Annotated in this window: 12 protein-coding genes and 1 pseudogene; 7 read left to right on the top strand and 6 right to left on the bottom strand. The window is 56.0% G+C overall.

What is annotated here, in order from left to right:
* Window positions 1-221: 221 nt before the first annotated feature.
* Window positions 222-1,820 (bottom strand): bifunctional peptide-methionine (S)-S-oxide reductase MsrA/peptide-methionine (R)-S-oxide reductase MsrB, encoded by a 1,599-nt coding sequence (gene msrAB, locus A7Q00_RS09015; RefSeq protein ID WP_064090227.1) that lies wholly within the window; start codon window positions 1,818-1,820, stop codon window positions 222-224.
* A gap of 307 nt (window positions 1,821-2,127) precedes the next feature.
* Here msrAB and A7Q00_RS09010 point away from each other — a divergent pair, with 307 nt between their 5' ends.
* The 4 genes from A7Q00_RS09010 to lipA all read left to right on the top strand — a co-directional run bounded on the left by A7Q00_RS09010 (window position 2,128) and on the right by lipA (window position 4,755).
* Window positions 2,128-2,403 carry an HP0495 family protein gene (locus tag A7Q00_RS09010; protein ID WP_179946225.1) on the top strand — a complete coding sequence of 92 codons (276 nt, stop codon included), beginning with the start codon at window positions 2,128-2,130 and terminating at the stop codon, window positions 2,401-2,403.
* Window positions 2,403-3,026 carry a lipoyl(octanoyl) transferase LipB gene (gene lipB / locus A7Q00_RS09005; RefSeq protein ID WP_064090225.1) on the top strand — a complete coding sequence of 208 codons (624 nt, stop codon included), beginning with the start codon at window positions 2,403-2,405 and terminating at the stop codon, window positions 3,024-3,026. Before A7Q00_RS09010 ends, lipB begins: the two co-directional genes overlap by 1 nt.
* A 68-nt stretch (window positions 3,027-3,094) precedes the next feature.
* Window positions 3,095-3,694 (top strand): hypothetical protein, encoded by a 600-nt coding sequence (locus A7Q00_RS09000; protein WP_064090224.1) that lies wholly within the window; start codon window positions 3,095-3,097, stop codon window positions 3,692-3,694.
* Window positions 3,695-3,762: 68 nt separating this feature from the next.
* Complete coding sequence (gene lipA / locus A7Q00_RS08995) at window positions 3,763-4,755, top strand: lipoyl synthase (protein ID WP_064090223.1); 993 nt, start codon at window positions 3,763-3,765, stop codon at window positions 4,753-4,755.
* Window positions 4,756-5,194: 439 nt separating this feature from the next.
* On the opposite strand, the gene ubiB is transcribed toward lipA, so the two are convergent.
* Window positions 5,195-6,697: a ubiquinone biosynthesis regulatory protein kinase UbiB gene (gene ubiB, locus A7Q00_RS08990; protein WP_064090222.1), complete on the bottom strand. Its 1,503-nt coding sequence runs from the start codon at window positions 6,695-6,697 to the stop codon at window positions 5,195-5,197.
* Window positions 6,698-6,984: 287 nt separating this feature from the next.
* The gene (locus tag A7Q00_RS08985; RefSeq protein WP_064090221.1) at window positions 6,985-7,548 is read right to left on the bottom strand and encodes a flavin reductase family protein; all 564 of its coding nucleotides are present in this window, start codon (window positions 7,546-7,548) and stop codon (window positions 6,985-6,987) included.
* A 177-nt stretch (window positions 7,549-7,725) separates the two neighbouring features.
* Between A7Q00_RS08985 and A7Q00_RS08980 the strand changes: the two are divergent.
* A pseudogene (locus A7Q00_RS08980) lies at window positions 7,726-8,013 on the top strand (DUF3579 domain-containing protein); the annotation flags it as partial.
* Window positions 8,014-8,142: 129 nt separating this feature from the next.
* Here A7Q00_RS08980 and A7Q00_RS08975 read toward each other — a convergent pair.
* The 3 genes from A7Q00_RS08975 to pncB all read right to left on the bottom strand — a co-directional run bounded on the left by A7Q00_RS08975 (window position 8,143) and on the right by pncB (window position 10,601).
* Window positions 8,143-8,640 (bottom strand): DUF2269 family protein, encoded by a 498-nt coding sequence (locus A7Q00_RS08975; protein ID WP_064090219.1) that lies wholly within the window; start codon window positions 8,638-8,640, stop codon window positions 8,143-8,145.
* 108 nt (window positions 8,641-8,748) lie between these two features.
* Complete coding sequence (locus tag A7Q00_RS08970) at window positions 8,749-9,189, bottom strand: MarR family winged helix-turn-helix transcriptional regulator (RefSeq protein ID WP_064090218.1); 441 nt, start codon at window positions 9,187-9,189, stop codon at window positions 8,749-8,751.
* A 200-nt stretch (window positions 9,190-9,389) separates the two neighbouring features.
* The gene (gene pncB / locus A7Q00_RS08965) at window positions 9,390-10,601 is read right to left on the bottom strand and encodes a nicotinate phosphoribosyltransferase (RefSeq protein WP_064090217.1); all 1,212 of its coding nucleotides are present in this window, start codon (window positions 10,599-10,601) and stop codon (window positions 9,390-9,392) included.
* A 296-nt stretch (window positions 10,602-10,897) separates the two neighbouring features.
* On the opposite strand from pncB, the gene A7Q00_RS08960 reads away from it, so the two are divergent.
* A complete protein-coding gene (locus A7Q00_RS08960) occupies window positions 10,898-11,905 on the top strand; it encodes a L,D-transpeptidase (RefSeq protein ID WP_064090216.1) in 1,008 nt (335 codons plus the stop codon).
* 747 nt (window positions 11,906-12,652) lie between these two features.
* Window positions 12,653-14,110, top strand: a complete 1,458-nt coding sequence (der, locus tag A7Q00_RS08955; RefSeq protein WP_064090215.1) for a ribosome biogenesis GTPase Der — start codon at window positions 12,653-12,655, stop codon at window positions 14,108-14,110.
* Window positions 14,111-14,160: the final 50 nt, after the last annotated feature.

Raw genomic sequence — 14,160 nt, 5'->3', positions numbered from 1 at the left:
AGCATATATAGTGGATTAACAAAAATCAGGACAAGGCGACGAGCCGCAGACAGTACACACGTTACGGCAAGGCGAGCCAACGCTGTACTGGTTTTTGTTAATTCACTATATTTTCAGGTAGCCTTGATGATCGTGGATTAACCCTAGCGTCCAAGAGGCTACCTGAAATTGATTTCATTGAAACAGCTCTTTCAGGTAGCCTGTTTTACATTGATCCGCGCTTAATGCAAATCTTTCAGGTAGCCGCCGTAGCCTTGCTGCTGCATTTGGTTTTCGGGAATGAAGCGCAGGCTGGCGCCGTTGATGCAGTAGCGCAGGCCGCCTCGGTCTTGGGGGCCGTCGGGGAAGACGTGGCCGAGGTGGGAGTGGGCGGCGCTGCTGCGCACTTCGGTGCGGTGCATATGGTAACTGTAGTCGTCGTGTTCGGTCACGGCATCGGGGCTGACGGGGCGGGTGAAGCTGGGCCAGCCGCAGTGGGAGTTGAATTTATCGCGGCTGCTGAATAAGGGCTGCCCGCTGACGACATCGACATACAGGCCGGGCTCGAACAGGTTGTCGTACTGGTGGCTGAAGGCGCGTTCGGTGTCGCCTTTTTGGGTAACGCGGTATTGCTCATCGGTGAGGGTGCGGCGCAGGGTGGCGTCGTCAGGCTTGCGGTAGGTGGCGGGGTTGAAGCCTTTGGCGGGAGCACTGCCGCCCTCGGCCGGCTCGAGCGGCTTATCGGCCAGGCCGATGTCGATGTGGCAATAGCCGTTGGGGTTTTTGGCGAGGTAGTCTTGGTGGTAGGCCTCGGCGGGGTAGAAGTGTTGCAGCGGCAGGGCTTCCACCACGATGGGGCGGCTATATTTGCGCTGTTCGGCGGCCAGGGCGGCGCGCACGGTTTGGGCTTCGGCCGGGTCGGTGTAGTAGATGCCGGTGCGGTATTGGCGGCCGCGGTCGTTGCCTTGCCGATTGAGCGAGGTGGGGTCGATCACGCGGAAGTAGTAGCGCAACAGGTCGGTCAGGCTGATGCGCTCGGGGTCGTAATCCACTTTCACGGTTTCGGCGTGGCCGCTGCCGTGAATCACGTCTTCATAGCTGGGATTGGCGGTTTGGCCGTTGGCATAGCCGGATACGGCATCCACCACGCCGGGCAGGCGCTGCATATAAGCTTCCACGCCCCAGAAGCAGCCGCCGGCGAGATAGATGGTTTTGGTGTGCGCGGTGCGGCTGCTGCCGTCGGCGGCGGTGTAGTGCTGCTGAACGGGCACGGCGGCGAGGTCGGCATCGGGGTTGTCGAGCAGGGCAAGGGCTTGTTCACGCTGCAGGCTGCCCTTGTGCACGCGCAAGATTTCTCCGTCGGCAGAAAGCAATACCCAGCTCGGGTAGACGCCGATGCCGGCGGCTTTGGCCAAGCTGCCGTCATCAAGGGCTACCTGAAAACCGGGATAATCGAGCTTGCCGAACCATTCTTTAAATTCGGCTTCAGGCTTTTCGCCGAGAAAGCCGGGTGAGGCCACGGCAATCAGATTGGCACGGGCGTTTTCGCCGGAAAATTCGGCAGACTGCTGCCACTCGGCGGTGGTTTGCAGCTCGCTTAGGCACAAGGGGCACCAACTGGCCCAGAATTTAACCAATGTAGGGCGGCCGGGCTTGAGCAGGGTTTGCACCGGCCGGCCATCAGGGGTGTGCAGGGAAACGAGGCGTTGGGCAAAGGCAGGATTATTGGGCATGGTATGGGCTCCGGGTTTGGCTTGGGCGATGAATTTAGGGGCAAACAAGCCGATGATAAGGACGGCGGGAATGACGGCGGCTAAGAGCAGCAATATTTTACGCAGCATGATTCAGGCTTTCGGAAAAATGGAAGACATAGCTTAGACGGAGCAGGCAGCGGTTTTCTGACACGCCATAGCGGCTTTCCTTTTGTAATAACACCAAGCGGCAAACCAAGGCCGCCTCATCCTTTCTTAAGCAGCCATAAAAATCAGGTAGTTAATCTTTTCAGGTAGCCCTTATCCGGCGCCAAAGGCTACCTGAAACCCTGTTTCCGCCACACGGCGGCGTGTTGTTCAAGCCATCGGTTTTCCAGTAAAATGCCGCCCTGATTATACCGCGCCGCCACTCCGATCGGCGGCCGTTTGAAAGTCTATCATGAGCGAAACCAACCAAGAAACCCTGCTGGAATTCCCCTGCCGCTTCTCCATCAAAATCATGGGCGCCAAGCACCCCGAATTTGCTGCCAAAGTGCTCAAAACCGTGCAGCAACACGCGCCGGATACCGCCGAGCACGATTTGCAGCACCGCGAAAGCAGCCAGGGCAACTACCAAGGCGTAACCATTACCATCAACGCCGAAAACAAAGAGCAGCTCGACAATATCTACCGCGCGCTCACCTCGCACCCGATGGTGAAAGTGGTGCTGTGATGAAAGTCATCCCGCTTGGCCTCGCCGAATACAGCCCGATTTTCCACGCCATGGAAGCCTTCACCGACGCCCGCAACGAGCGCACGGAAGACGAGCTTTGGGTGGTGGAACATCCGCCCGTGTTCACCCAAGGCATGGCCGGCAAAGCCGAACACCTGTTGGCTCGCAGCAATATCCCCGTGGTACAGATCGACCGCGGCGGCCAAATCACCTACCACGGCCCCGGCCAGCTGGTGGTATACACCCTAATCGACTTCAAACGCCGCAAAATCAGCGTGCGCGAGTTGGTAAGCCGCCTGGAAAACAGCATCATCGCCACCCTAGCCGAATACGGCATCGCCGCCGCAGCCGACCCGAAGCGCCCCGGCGTGTATGTGGACGGCAAAAAAATCGCCTCGCTCGGCCTGCGCATCAAACACGGCGCGGTGTATCACGGCTTGGCATTAAACGTAAACATGGATTTGAGCCCCTTCCGCCAAATCAACCCCTGCGGCTACGCCGGGCTGGAAATGACCCAAATCGCCGACCTGGTCCAGCCCACCCCATCCGTAGCCGACGTGGCCGCCAAGCTGACCGCCCATTTGCAGCAGCAGTTAAGGCTACCTGAAACAATAAAATCGTAAAGCTGTTGAAACAGGCGGATTAGATTTTCAGGTAGCCTATTCAATAGCAAGGACAACAGATAAACGATATGAAACAGATATTAGGAATCGTCGCCTGTATTTTGCTGTTCGGCTGCCAACCACAAGACAAAGCGGTAAATCAACCATCAGCAGCATCCGAAAGTCAAGTTGCTTTGAAACCTACTCCAGATTCACCCGCCCGTGCCAAAGTGCGCAGCCAAGGAGTGCCGCTGGGTAATATACTGGGGATATGTTCGGAAGAGGTGGCTGGGATTGAGTTCTATATTATGGATAGCATGGCGGCAACACCAGCGAGCATGAGAGAAGATTGGCTGAAGGAAGCTGTTTTAAATAATAGTGGCAATAGGCTTTATGCACACTATGCCGTGTCTGAAGCTCAATTGGCAGATTTTTTTAGTGATTTAGCAGCCAGCAAAGTGCTGCCGTACGATACGCAAGATCCATATTTTGATTACAGACTACTGATTGAAGTGAAAAAGAAAGATGGTGAAAGCATTCAGTTTGCCACAACCCGCAGCTATAACAACGGCATCATGTTGGCCACTTTAATCAGAGGTAGCAAAAGAATCAATTTCGAAGCTGATTTGCAAGATATGGTCAAATTGCTTCAATATGCTGGAAGAAGCGATATGCTTATGGATTCTTAACAGTAAATACGATTTATAGGCTACCTGAAACCACACACCACATTAAAAACACAGCAAAGGTATAAACCATGACCACAGAAAACAAACAAGACAACAGCCGGGGCGTCAAACACAAAGGCGCGGCCAAAGTTGCCCGTATCCCGATTAAGGTTGTGCCGCTGGAGCAGAAGCTGAAAAAGCCCGAATGGATTCGCGCCCAGCTGCCTACCGGCAAGAAGTTTTTTGAAATTAAGAACATCCTGCGCGATCAGAAAATGCACACCGTGTGCGAAGAGGCCAGCTGCCCCAATATCGGCGAATGCTTCAGCCGCGGCACCGCCACCTTCATGATTATGGGCGACATCTGCACCCGCCGCTGCCCCTTCTGCGACGTCGGCCACGGCCGCCCCAACGCGCTCGATCCCGAAGAGCCGCAACACCTCGCCTCCAGCGTGGCCGCCATGAATTTGCGCTACGTCGTTATCACCTCGGTAGACCGCGACGATTTGCGCGACGGCGGCGCCCAGCACTTTGCCGATTGCATCACCGCCATCCGCGAGCGCAGCCCCAACACCAAAATCGAAATCCTCGTGCCCGATTTCCGCGGCCGCATGGACATCGCCCTCGAAATCTTGGCCAAAACCCCGCCCGATGTGATGAACCACAATCTGGAAACCCATCCGCGCCTCTACAAACAAGCCCGCCCCGGCGCCAACTACCAGCATTCGCTCGAGCTGCTGCGCCGCTACAAAGAAATGATGCCGCACATCCCCACCAAATCCGGCATCATGGTGGGCTTGGGTGAAACCGACGACGAAGTGCGCGAAATCATGCGCGACATGCGCGCCAACAACATCGAAATGATCACCGTGGGCCAATACCTGCAGCCCAGCAACAGCCACCTACCCGTATTGCGCTACGTTACCCCCGAAATGTTCAAGCAGTTCGAGCGCGAAGCCTACGCCATGGGCTTCACCAACGCCGCCATCGGCGCCATGGTGCGCTCCAGCTACCATGCCGACGCCCAGGCCGCCGAAGCCATGGCCTCGGCCGGCGGTGGCAGCTGCCACCATGGGCATTAACGATACACACAAAACAGGCTGCCGGGGCAATCGGCAGCCTGTTTGGTATAAAAGCCATAAACCCACTACTTATTTTCAAACTTAATAGGCAAATGGGATGAATAACCCCATTTGCCCAATTTCTATTCTATTAATCCAATATATGACGGCCTACACGGCCAAAGCCGCATCTCACAGCACAGCGTCCCCATGGCGCACACCCTGCCCGACAACGCCGCTGCCAAAGGATAAGCAGCGTTGGCAGACCGATATCCACGCCCTCCTCCGAATCGGAACTGCGGAATTTATCGTTCATGAAGTCAAGCATCTGCCATAAGGGAGGGTTCGGCATACGGCCCGAATAATGCAATACACACATTCAAGCCGCCAAGTATCTCCATGGTTTGCACATGGTTTCTTTTAAAAATCTATACCAAAATGGCCTTTATCCCGCCGCACCCTAATCCAACAGCGCCATCAGCAACAGCATCAACGCAATCAGGGCGAGCCACATATTCTGCCGCTGCTGGGTGCGCACCAGGTGCAGGTAGGCATCGCGCATTTCCTGTTGGCGGGCTTCATCCACCAGCATATTCAGTTTGCGCGGCAGGGCGGGCAGGATTTCCGCCCAGTCGGGGGCTTCCTGCTTCAGATTGCGCCACAAGGCTTTTACGCCCACCTGTTCGTTCATCCAACTCACCAAAAACGGCTTGGCCGTTTCCCATAAATCCAGCTGCGGATCCAGCTGGCGGCCCAATCCTTCGATGTTGAGCAGGGTTTTTTGCAGCAACACCAGCTGCGGCTGGATTTGCACGTTAAAGCGGCGGCTGGTTTCAAACAGCCGCATCAGTACCAGGCCGAAGGAGATTTCGGCCAAAGGCTTGTTGAAAAACGGCTCGCATACGGCACGCACGGCGGCTTCCAATTCTTCCGGTCGCGTATCCGCCGGCACCCAGCCGCTTTCGATATGCGCCGTGGCCACACGGTGATAGTCGCGGTTGAAGAAGGCGAGGAAATTGATGGCGAGGTAGCGTTTGTCGTAGTCCGTGAGACTGCCCACAATACCGAAATCCAGCGCGATATAGCGGCCTTCATCGTCCACCAAGATATTGCCCGGGTGCATATCAGCATGGAAAAAGCCGTGTTTGAACACTTGGGTGAAGAAGATTTCCACGCCGTAGCGCGCCAGCCGTTTCAAATCCACGCCGCGCCGCTGCAGCTCGGCCACTTCGGCAATCGGCGTGCCATCCATCCACTGCATGGTCATCACGCTTTCGCTGCAATAATCGTAATACACCTTCGGCACGCGCAGCATGGTGCTGCCGCTGAAATTGCGCCCGATTTGGCTGGCATTGGCTGCTTCGCGCAGCAAATCGAGCTCGTCGTGCAGATATTTGTCGAACTCGGCCACCACTTCGCGCGGGCGCAGGCGTTTGCCGTCGGGCAGCAGCTTTTCAATCAGCCGCGCGGCGGTGCGCATCAGGGCCAAATCCTGCTCGATCACCGGCTCCAGATTCGGCCGCAACACCTTCACCGCCACCGCCTCGCCGCCGAACAGCCGCGCGCGGTGCACCTGCGCCACAGAAGCCGCCGCCACCGGCTCGGCTTCAAACTCCGCATAGATTTCTTCCACCGGCCGCCCGAACGACGCTTCAATCTGCCGCCGCGCCAAATCCGCATCAAACGGCGGCACTTTATCTTGCAGGCGGCTCAATTCCAGCGCATAGGCCGCCGGCAGCAAATCCGGCCGGGTGGAAAGCACCTGCCCGAGCTTCACAAAAATCGGCCCCAGGCTCTCCAACGCCAAGCGCAGGCGCACCGGCAGCGGCGTATCGCGCATTTTGCCCGATCGAGGCAACAGTTTGACAAACCAAGGGGTTTTACCCCGCTCAGCCAAAAGGTCGGCCAGCCCGAAGCGGTATACGGTTTTGAGGATGACGGCCAGGCGGCTCAGCCATTTCATAATAGAAGTCCGAAGGGGGTGGAAAAGGAAGCGATTATAAAACAAAGCCTGCGGCAGGGGGGCAGGCGGCGAGCACGAAATGGAGCAAACAATTTTTCAGGTAGCCTCAGTCGGGCCTAAAGGCTACCTGAAAACGTAACTTCATCAAAGTTCAAACACAAACTGCAATTATAGTGGATTAAATTTAAATCAGGACAAGGCGGCGAGCCGCAGACAGTACAAATAGTACGGCAAGGCGAGCTAACGCTGTACTGGTTTAAATTTAATTCACTATAAAGTCGAAACGCCTACCCCACCTTCAACCCCTTGCCCGTGCGGTAAAACAGGCCGTTGCCCACATAATGCAGCGTTTTCAATTCGTCCGGCACGCTGTCGAACAGCCAGCGACCATCGGCATACACACGGTCGTCCGCCCACACGGCGGCCACTTCGCCGATAAACAAATCATAAGTTTGCTGATTGTGCGGCTCGGGCAGCAGGCGGCAGATAAGGTAGGCGCCGCAACCTTGCACCAGCGGCACATCGAAGCCTGCTTGATAAAACAGTTCCACGCCGCAGTCAGCCAGCTTGACCGGATTATTTTTGCGGCTCTGGCTGCCCACTGCCAGCACGGTTTCAGCCTGTGCAGCCAGCGGCACTTGCAGCGCAAACCAGCCGCTCTGCTCCACCAGGCCGCGCGTGAACGCGCCTTTATCCAGCACCACCGTTACGCGCGCGGGGGCATAATCCAGCGCACACGCCCAGGCGGCAGACATCACGTTTTCCTCGCCGCCGGCCTTGGCGGACACCATCACCACGGGGCCGTGGTTGATTAAACGGGTGGCTTGGGAAAGTTCGAGGGCTTGGAGCATGGTTTTCCTTAAAAATAAATGAGTTGGTTTAAATCATAAAGTGTTATTTTACAGAAATTTATATTTTTCAGGTAGCCTCAGGCCGCCCGAAAGCCGATGCCGACCGTGCAACAATGGTTTAACAAAACCATGCATCCAGCTATAATTCATTAACAATCTGTAGAAGGACCATCGGAAATGTTCACCCCAAATCCGGACGAAATAGTGATTTACGGCGCCACCGCCGACGGCAAACCCTTCCGCCCCAGCGATTGGGCCGAGCGGCTGTGCGGCCTGCTCTCCTCTTTTGGCAAAGAACACCGCCTCTGCTACCACGAATGGGTGCGCCCGCTGCTCATCGGCAAAGTGCGCAGCATAACCGTGGGCAAAAGGCTGGAAACCATCAATCCGCCGATGTTCCAATTCCTGATGGATTTCGCCGCCACCAATGGCCTGCAAGTGCTGGATGACGCCGGACTGAAAGAACTGTTGGGCGACGAGATAAACAGCACCGCCACATAAAGCGGCTCATGCCAATCCCTGAGATTGGATAAAACAAATATAAAACCGCATACAATATTTTCAGGTAGCCTATTTCAGGCTACCTGAAAATATTTATCGACATCTTCTATCTTTCCCCCATTTCGGCTTAACCACACCCAAGACCGTCGCCAGCACCGCCAGCAGGATATTGGCCGCGCCGACCATATCTTCCACCTTGTGCGCCGCCTTGATTTGCCCTGCATGTTCCGTCATGCCCTGCTGCGCCAACCGCAACATTTCGCTGCCCGCAGGCACAATCACAAAAAATGCCAACAAAACAATCAGCACCGCGGCAAACATGTGAACACGTAGCCAAATATTGCGTTTCAGCGACCACGACTGCAACCACATCCCCATACCCGTTGCCAGTGTCAGCAGCAGCCCGGGCATCGTCAGATAGCGCGTGGCCGCCGTAATATGCACGCGCGAAGCCAGAAATGCCGCCTCATTACCCGCTTCCGGCGCACCGCCCAGCACAGAAGCGACAATATGGCCGAAAATCGAACCCAAAAACAGGGACAGGCCGATTAAATGCAGTATTTTGAGCAAACGGTAAATGTTTCGGCTCATTTCAGTTTCCTTATCAGTCTTTCAATAAGGAAACCAGTTTACCTATATAGAAAATAGTTGTCAATTTATGAATATAAATTTCTTTATATGTCGAGTCGATTCTTTGCGCTATTTATCCTGATAAAACTGCCCAAGTTGCCCCAAAACCCGCGCCGCAGCGGCCAAATCGTCGGGGTGGAACTGTTCGGCAATTTTCTCCGCATGGGCACGCCAATGCGCTTGAATCTGCCGCGCAGCCTGCTTCCCTTTTTCCGTTAAAACATAAAGTTGTGCACGCTGGTGCGCCGGATTCGGCTGGGCGGTGAGCAGGCCTTCTTCTATCAGGATATTGACCTGCTTTAACGCACCCTGGCGGGTGATGCCCATTTTTTCGGCAATCTGCGGCACGGTGGGCGGCGTTTCCGAAAGCAGCACCGCCCCAAGCACCTGCCAACGCGAAGTATTCAAGCCCAAAGGGGCGGCAAAACGGTTGCCCCATTCGTACAAAATCCCGTTTAATCTGAATATGTTGAGTGTAACGGCGGTAAGGTGTTCGCTGGGTTGGGTCATGGTTACTCCCTTCTATTTAAAAGAAATGAGTTTATTGAATATGGTAATTCATTGTCAAAAAGAAACAGAAGATGAAAATCAGTCATGTGCGAAGATACAGCCTAATCTTATGATTCGTCTAAACAGCAGCCCCATAAATTTTCAGGTAGCCTCCCCCTGCCGGGAAGGCTACCTGAAAACATAATCAGCCAAGTCAAACCCTACTTGGGCGTTTCGTCTATTTGGAACACTTGGCGCAAGTAAGCGAGGAAAGTGTTGTTGTCGCTCATGGTTTTGCCGGGGCTGTCGGAGAGCTTGGCCACGGATTGGCCGTTGCATTCCACCAGCTTGAGCACGATGTTCAACGGCTTGTGCCCCATGTCGTTGGTGAGGTTGGTGCCGATGCCGAAGCTGGTTTTGAAGCGGTCTTTGAAGTATTGGTGCAGCGCCCAGGCTTTTTCCAAATCGAGGCCGTCGGAGAAGGTGAGCATTTTGGTGCGGCTGTCGATTTTGAGCTTTTGGTAGTGGGCGTAGGCTTTTTCGCCCCACACATAGGGGTCGCCGCTGTCGTGGCGCAGGCCATCGAACAGTTTGGCGAAATAAAGGTCGAAATCGCGCAGGAAGGCTTCCATACCCACTACGTCGGTAAGGGCGATGCCGAGGTCGCCGCGGTATTCCTGCACCCAGCTCTCCAGTGCGGCTTTTTGGAAATCGCGCAGGCGCACGTCTAGGGCTTGGAAGGCCTGCATGAATTCGTGCGCCACCGTGCCGATGGGGATGAGGCCGAGTTTTTTGGCCAGATAAACGTTGCTGGTGCCGCGCAGGCAGTCGGGCGCGGCTTGGTTGAGCGTGCGGACAACGTGCTCCTGCCAGGCGAGGTTGTAGCGGCGACGCGTACCGAAATCGGATACGAGGAAGGGCGGGTCTCCGGACTCTTGGGCGGCGGCATAGCTGCGCAGCAGGTCGGCCTTGGCCTGCAGCCTGCGCTCGCCCTCGGCCAGCACTTCGGGGGTTTCGAGGCGGCGGAAGTAGAGCTCGTTCACAATCGCCAACACGAAAATCTCGAAGAACATGGCCTGGATAATCGGCCCCTCCACGCGGATGCAAAGCCGGTTCTGCCCGTCTACGAAAACCCGGATGAAGCGGCGTTTGAGCTGGAACAGCTCCAAGTAGTCCACAAAGTCGCTTTTAATAAAGCGCATACTGCGGATGTAGTCCAATTCTTCCTGGGTAAAGCGCAAGGTGCACAGGGCATCGAGTTCGGCTTCCAGCTCGCTGCGGATCTCCACCAGCGGATACACGCATTCGCTCAGGTTGCGGCAGCGGAATTCATACACGCCGTGCGCCTGCGGAAATTGGTGTAAAACCGCTTGCAGCATGGTGAATTTATAGAGGTCGGTGTCCAACAGGGATTGGATGATGTGGCGTTGCATGGCTGCTCCATGAGGTGGGTAAACGGAAAAAAGCGGGGAAGGTGGTTTGGGCTTTGTCAGGCTTTGGGGTTTTCAGGTAGCCTGAATGGCTGCCCACTTATGATTTTATTGCATTCAAACAAATCAAACCGAGCCGGCCGCGCATACGGCAGGCGCCGCAATCGGAATAATGTGTGGCATTAAAACACGTTTTACCGCTTTCAGGTAGCCTGCCGCATCAGGCGGCGGCAGTTTCGGGTATCATGCCACCACTTATTGTTTTACAGCACACCAACCTATTTCCCCCAACGATTACCATGAAGAAACTCGTATTACTCTGCCTTCTGGCCGCCGCCGGCACTGCTGTCGCCAACAACACCCCGCTGCCTGATTTTTCACCCGTGGCCGCAGGCCAGCACGTCGTTATCAATATCCCGCAGATGCGCCTTTTCCTGTATGAAAACGGCCAACTGAAAAACGTTTATCCCGTGGCCGTGGGCAAAAACCGCACCCGCACCCCGCTGGGCAACTACAACATCGGCTCCAAAGCCTACAACCCCACTTGGACCATCCCTGCCAGCATCCGCCGCGAGCGCGCCGCCTCCGGCCTGCCCGAAATCAGCAGCATTCCGCCCGGCCCGAGCAACCCGCTGGGCCCGGTATTTGTGCGCTTGGGTCCGCCGCGCTTAGGCTTGGGCATCCACGGCACCAACGCCCCTTCCAGCGTGCCCGGCATCCGCAGCCACGGCTGCGTGCGCATGCACAGCAACAACGCGCTGCAATTCGCCCGCAGTGTGCACACCGGCGCCAACGCCTCCGTAATCTACCAATTGGCCAGCCTCAATGCCGATGCCAACAAACACCTCTGGCTCGCCGCCTATGCCGACCCCTACCAGCAGCGCAACCTGAACACCGCCGCCCTGCGCCAAAGCATCGCCGCCTGGGCACAGGCCAATGGCCTCACCGCCAACCCCGCCCGCATCAACAGCGTTTTGCGCAGCCGTAACGGCCGCCTGGTGTGCATCACCTGCCAAACCGCCAATGCCCGCGTGCAAGGCAAACTGCAATCCGTGGCCTGGCAAAACGGCACCGCCGAGCTGAGCCGCCCGCAGGCCGTGGAAGCTTCCGAGCCCCAGCAGCAGGACGAAATCCTGCCGGAAGGCAGCGCCGTGGAAGCGCTTACCGACGGTGCGGGCACTGAAACCCCGATTCCCGCCAGCAACCGCCCTGCCCCGCGCCGCCGCGCCGCCGAACCGCGCGAACGCCCCCTGCCCGCCACGCCCGTGCAGCCGCAGGATATTCCGCTGTCGGACGCCTTGCTGTAACCCAAATAGAAACCTGCCGTTTTTTAGGAACGGCAGGTTTTTGGTTGATAACACAGCAAATAGCACCTAAACTTCAGGACATAATACAAACCACACCAAATTATTATCTCCAATAATATTTCCTAGAAGCGGCACAGAAAGTTATGAATGACCTTCGTAATACCTTTGAATTAATATTCCTTATCATCTTCGGTATTCTTACTCTAATCATCATCTTTATCGCCTTTGTAATTTGGGCCCAAATTTCTGCTTCTAAAGATAAAAATATACCGAAACTCAAATTTGAAGACATAAAAAAGAAATCGTGGACGAAGTAACTAATAAGCTTGCCTTATTGTCAGCCGCTTTGCTGCACAAATAAATTTTCAGGTAGCCTTCAGTTGCCAAGCAGGCTACCTGAAAACATTAGCCCCACCGTAAACTAAAACCACCGCCTCCCCATCCATCCGAGCCATCCCCCCAAGCCAAACCATTCACAACACGCTATAATCCCGCCTGAGCTTTTTCAGGTAGCCTCTCCTCCCGCACACTCAGGCTACCTGAAACCCGGCCTCAGCAAAATTATAGTGAATTAAATTTAAACCAGTACAGCGTTGCCTCGCCTTGCCGTACTATCTGTACTGTCTGCGGCTCGCCGCCTTGTCCTGATTTAAATTTAATCCACTATAAAACCAACCATCCCGTGCCCCGCGCACCTGCTCGCCGCCCGAACCCGCATTCGGGCAGCCTGATACAGAAAGAAACCCTATGAAACCCACCATCGCCCTAGTCGGCCGCCCAAATGTGGGCAAATCCACCCTGTTCAACCGCCTCACGCGCACCAAAGACGCGCTGGTGCACGACCTGCCCGGCCTCACGCGCGACCGCCACTACGGCCACGGCAAAGTCGGCAGCAAGCCCTATCTGGTGGTGGATACCGGTGGCTTCGAACCCGTGGTGGACAGCGGCATCCTGCACGAAATGGCCAAGCAAACCCTGCAGGCCGTGGATGAAGCCGATGCCGTGATTTTCCTGGTGGACGCGCGTACCGGCCTCACACCACAAGACAAAATCATCGCCGACCGCCTGCGCCAATCGCCGCGCCCCGTGTATCTGGCCGTAAACAAGGGCGAGGGCGGCCGCCGCGACGTGCTGGCTGCCGAGTTTTACGAGCTGGCCTTAGGCGAGCCGCACGTGATTTCCGGCGCACACGGCGACGGCGTGTATTATCTGATGGAAGAAGTGTTGGAAAACTTCCCCGAAGCCGAAGAAGAGCAGCCAGAAAACAAACATCCCGTGTTCGCCGTTATCGGCCGCCCGAACGTGGGCAAATCCACGCTGGTGAACGCTATTTTGGGCGAAGAGCGCGTGATTGCCTTCGATATGGCCGGCACCACGCGCGACAGCATCCATATCGACTTTGAACGCGACGGCAAACCCTTCACCATCATCGACACCGCCGGCGTGCGCCGCCGCGGCAAGGTGGAAGAAGCGGTAGAAAAATTCTCCGTAATCAAAGCCATGCAGGCGGTAGAAGCCTCCAACGTGGCCGTATTGGTGCTGGACGCGCAGCAAGACATTGCCGACCAAGACGCCACCATCGCCGGCTTCGCGCTGGAAGCCGGGCGCGCGCTGGTGGTGGCGGTAAACAAATGGGACGGCATTTCCGAAGAGCGGCGCAACGCGATTAAAAAAGACATCGATCGCAAGCTGCACTTCCTCGATTTCGCCAAATTCCACTTCATTTCCGCCCTGAAAGAGCGCGGCATCGACGGCCTGTTTGCCAGCATCCAATCGGCCTACGACGCGGCCTTCATCAAAATGCCCACGCCCAAAATCACCCGCGTGCTGCAGTCGGCCATCGAACGCCAGCAGCCCGCCCGCGCAGGCTTAGTGCGCCCGAAAATGCGCTATGCCCACCAAGGCGGCATGAACCCGCCCGTGATCGTGATTCACGGCAATTCGCTGCAACACGTGGCCGACAGCTACACCCGCTACCTCACGCAAACCTTCCGCAAAGCCTTCAACCTGCAAGGCACGCCGCTGCGTATCCAATACAATATTTCCGACAACCCCTACGAAGACACGGCGGAAAAAACCAAAAACAAACCCCTGCGCCGCACCACCTTGAGCAACCGCATCGCCAAACGCGATGAAAAAGCCCGCAGCAAAGCCAAAACCAAAAAACGCCAAGTGAGCGTGAAAAAACGGCAAGGCCAGTCTTAAATTAAAAGGCTACCTGAAAACTTTCAGGTAGCCCCACCTAGAAACCAAAC

The sequence above is a fragment of the Eikenella halliae genome, from assembly GCF_001648475.1.
In the GTDB taxonomy this organism is placed as follows: Bacteria; Pseudomonadota; Gammaproteobacteria; order Burkholderiales; family Neisseriaceae; genus Eikenella; species Eikenella halliae.
Note: the sequence above shows the minus strand (reverse complement) of the source record. Positions and strands in the feature narration are given on the sequence as shown.

Bases quoted from the DNA above. Each gene is read 5' to 3' on its own strand.
- msrAB (WP_064090227.1), bottom strand. From the start codon at position 1,820: ATGCTGCGTAAAATATTGCTGCTCTTAGCCGCCGTCATTCCCGCCGTC.
- lipB (WP_064090225.1), top strand. From the start codon at position 2,403: ATGAAAGTCATCCCGCTTGGCCTCGCCGAATACAGCCCGATTTTCCAC.
- A7Q00_RS09000 (WP_064090224.1), top strand. From the start codon at position 3,095: ATGAAACAGATATTAGGAATCGTCGCCTGTATTTTGCTGTTCGGCTGC.
- lipA (WP_064090223.1), top strand. From the start codon at position 3,763: ATGACCACAGAAAACAAACAAGACAACAGCCGGGGCGTCAAACACAAA.
- ubiB (WP_064090222.1), bottom strand. From the start codon at position 6,697: ATGAAATGGCTGAGCCGCCTGGCCGTCATCCTCAAAACCGTATACCGC.
- A7Q00_RS08985 (WP_064090221.1), bottom strand. From the start codon at position 7,548: ATGCTCCAAGCCCTCGAACTTTCCCAAGCCACCCGTTTAATCAACCAC.
- A7Q00_RS08975 (WP_064090219.1), bottom strand. From the start codon at position 8,640: ATGAGCCGAAACATTTACCGTTTGCTCAAAATACTGCATTTAATCGGC.
- A7Q00_RS08970 (WP_064090218.1), bottom strand. From the start codon at position 9,189: ATGACCCAACCCAGCGAACACCTTACCGCCGTTACACTCAACATATTC.
- pncB (WP_064090217.1), bottom strand. From the start codon at position 10,601: ATGCAACGCCACATCATCCAATCCCTGTTGGACACCGACCTCTATAAA.
- A7Q00_RS08960 (WP_064090216.1), top strand. From the start codon at position 10,898: ATGAAGAAACTCGTATTACTCTGCCTTCTGGCCGCCGCCGGCACTGCT.
- der (WP_064090215.1), top strand. From the start codon at position 12,653: ATGAAACCCACCATCGCCCTAGTCGGCCGCCCAAATGTGGGCAAATCC.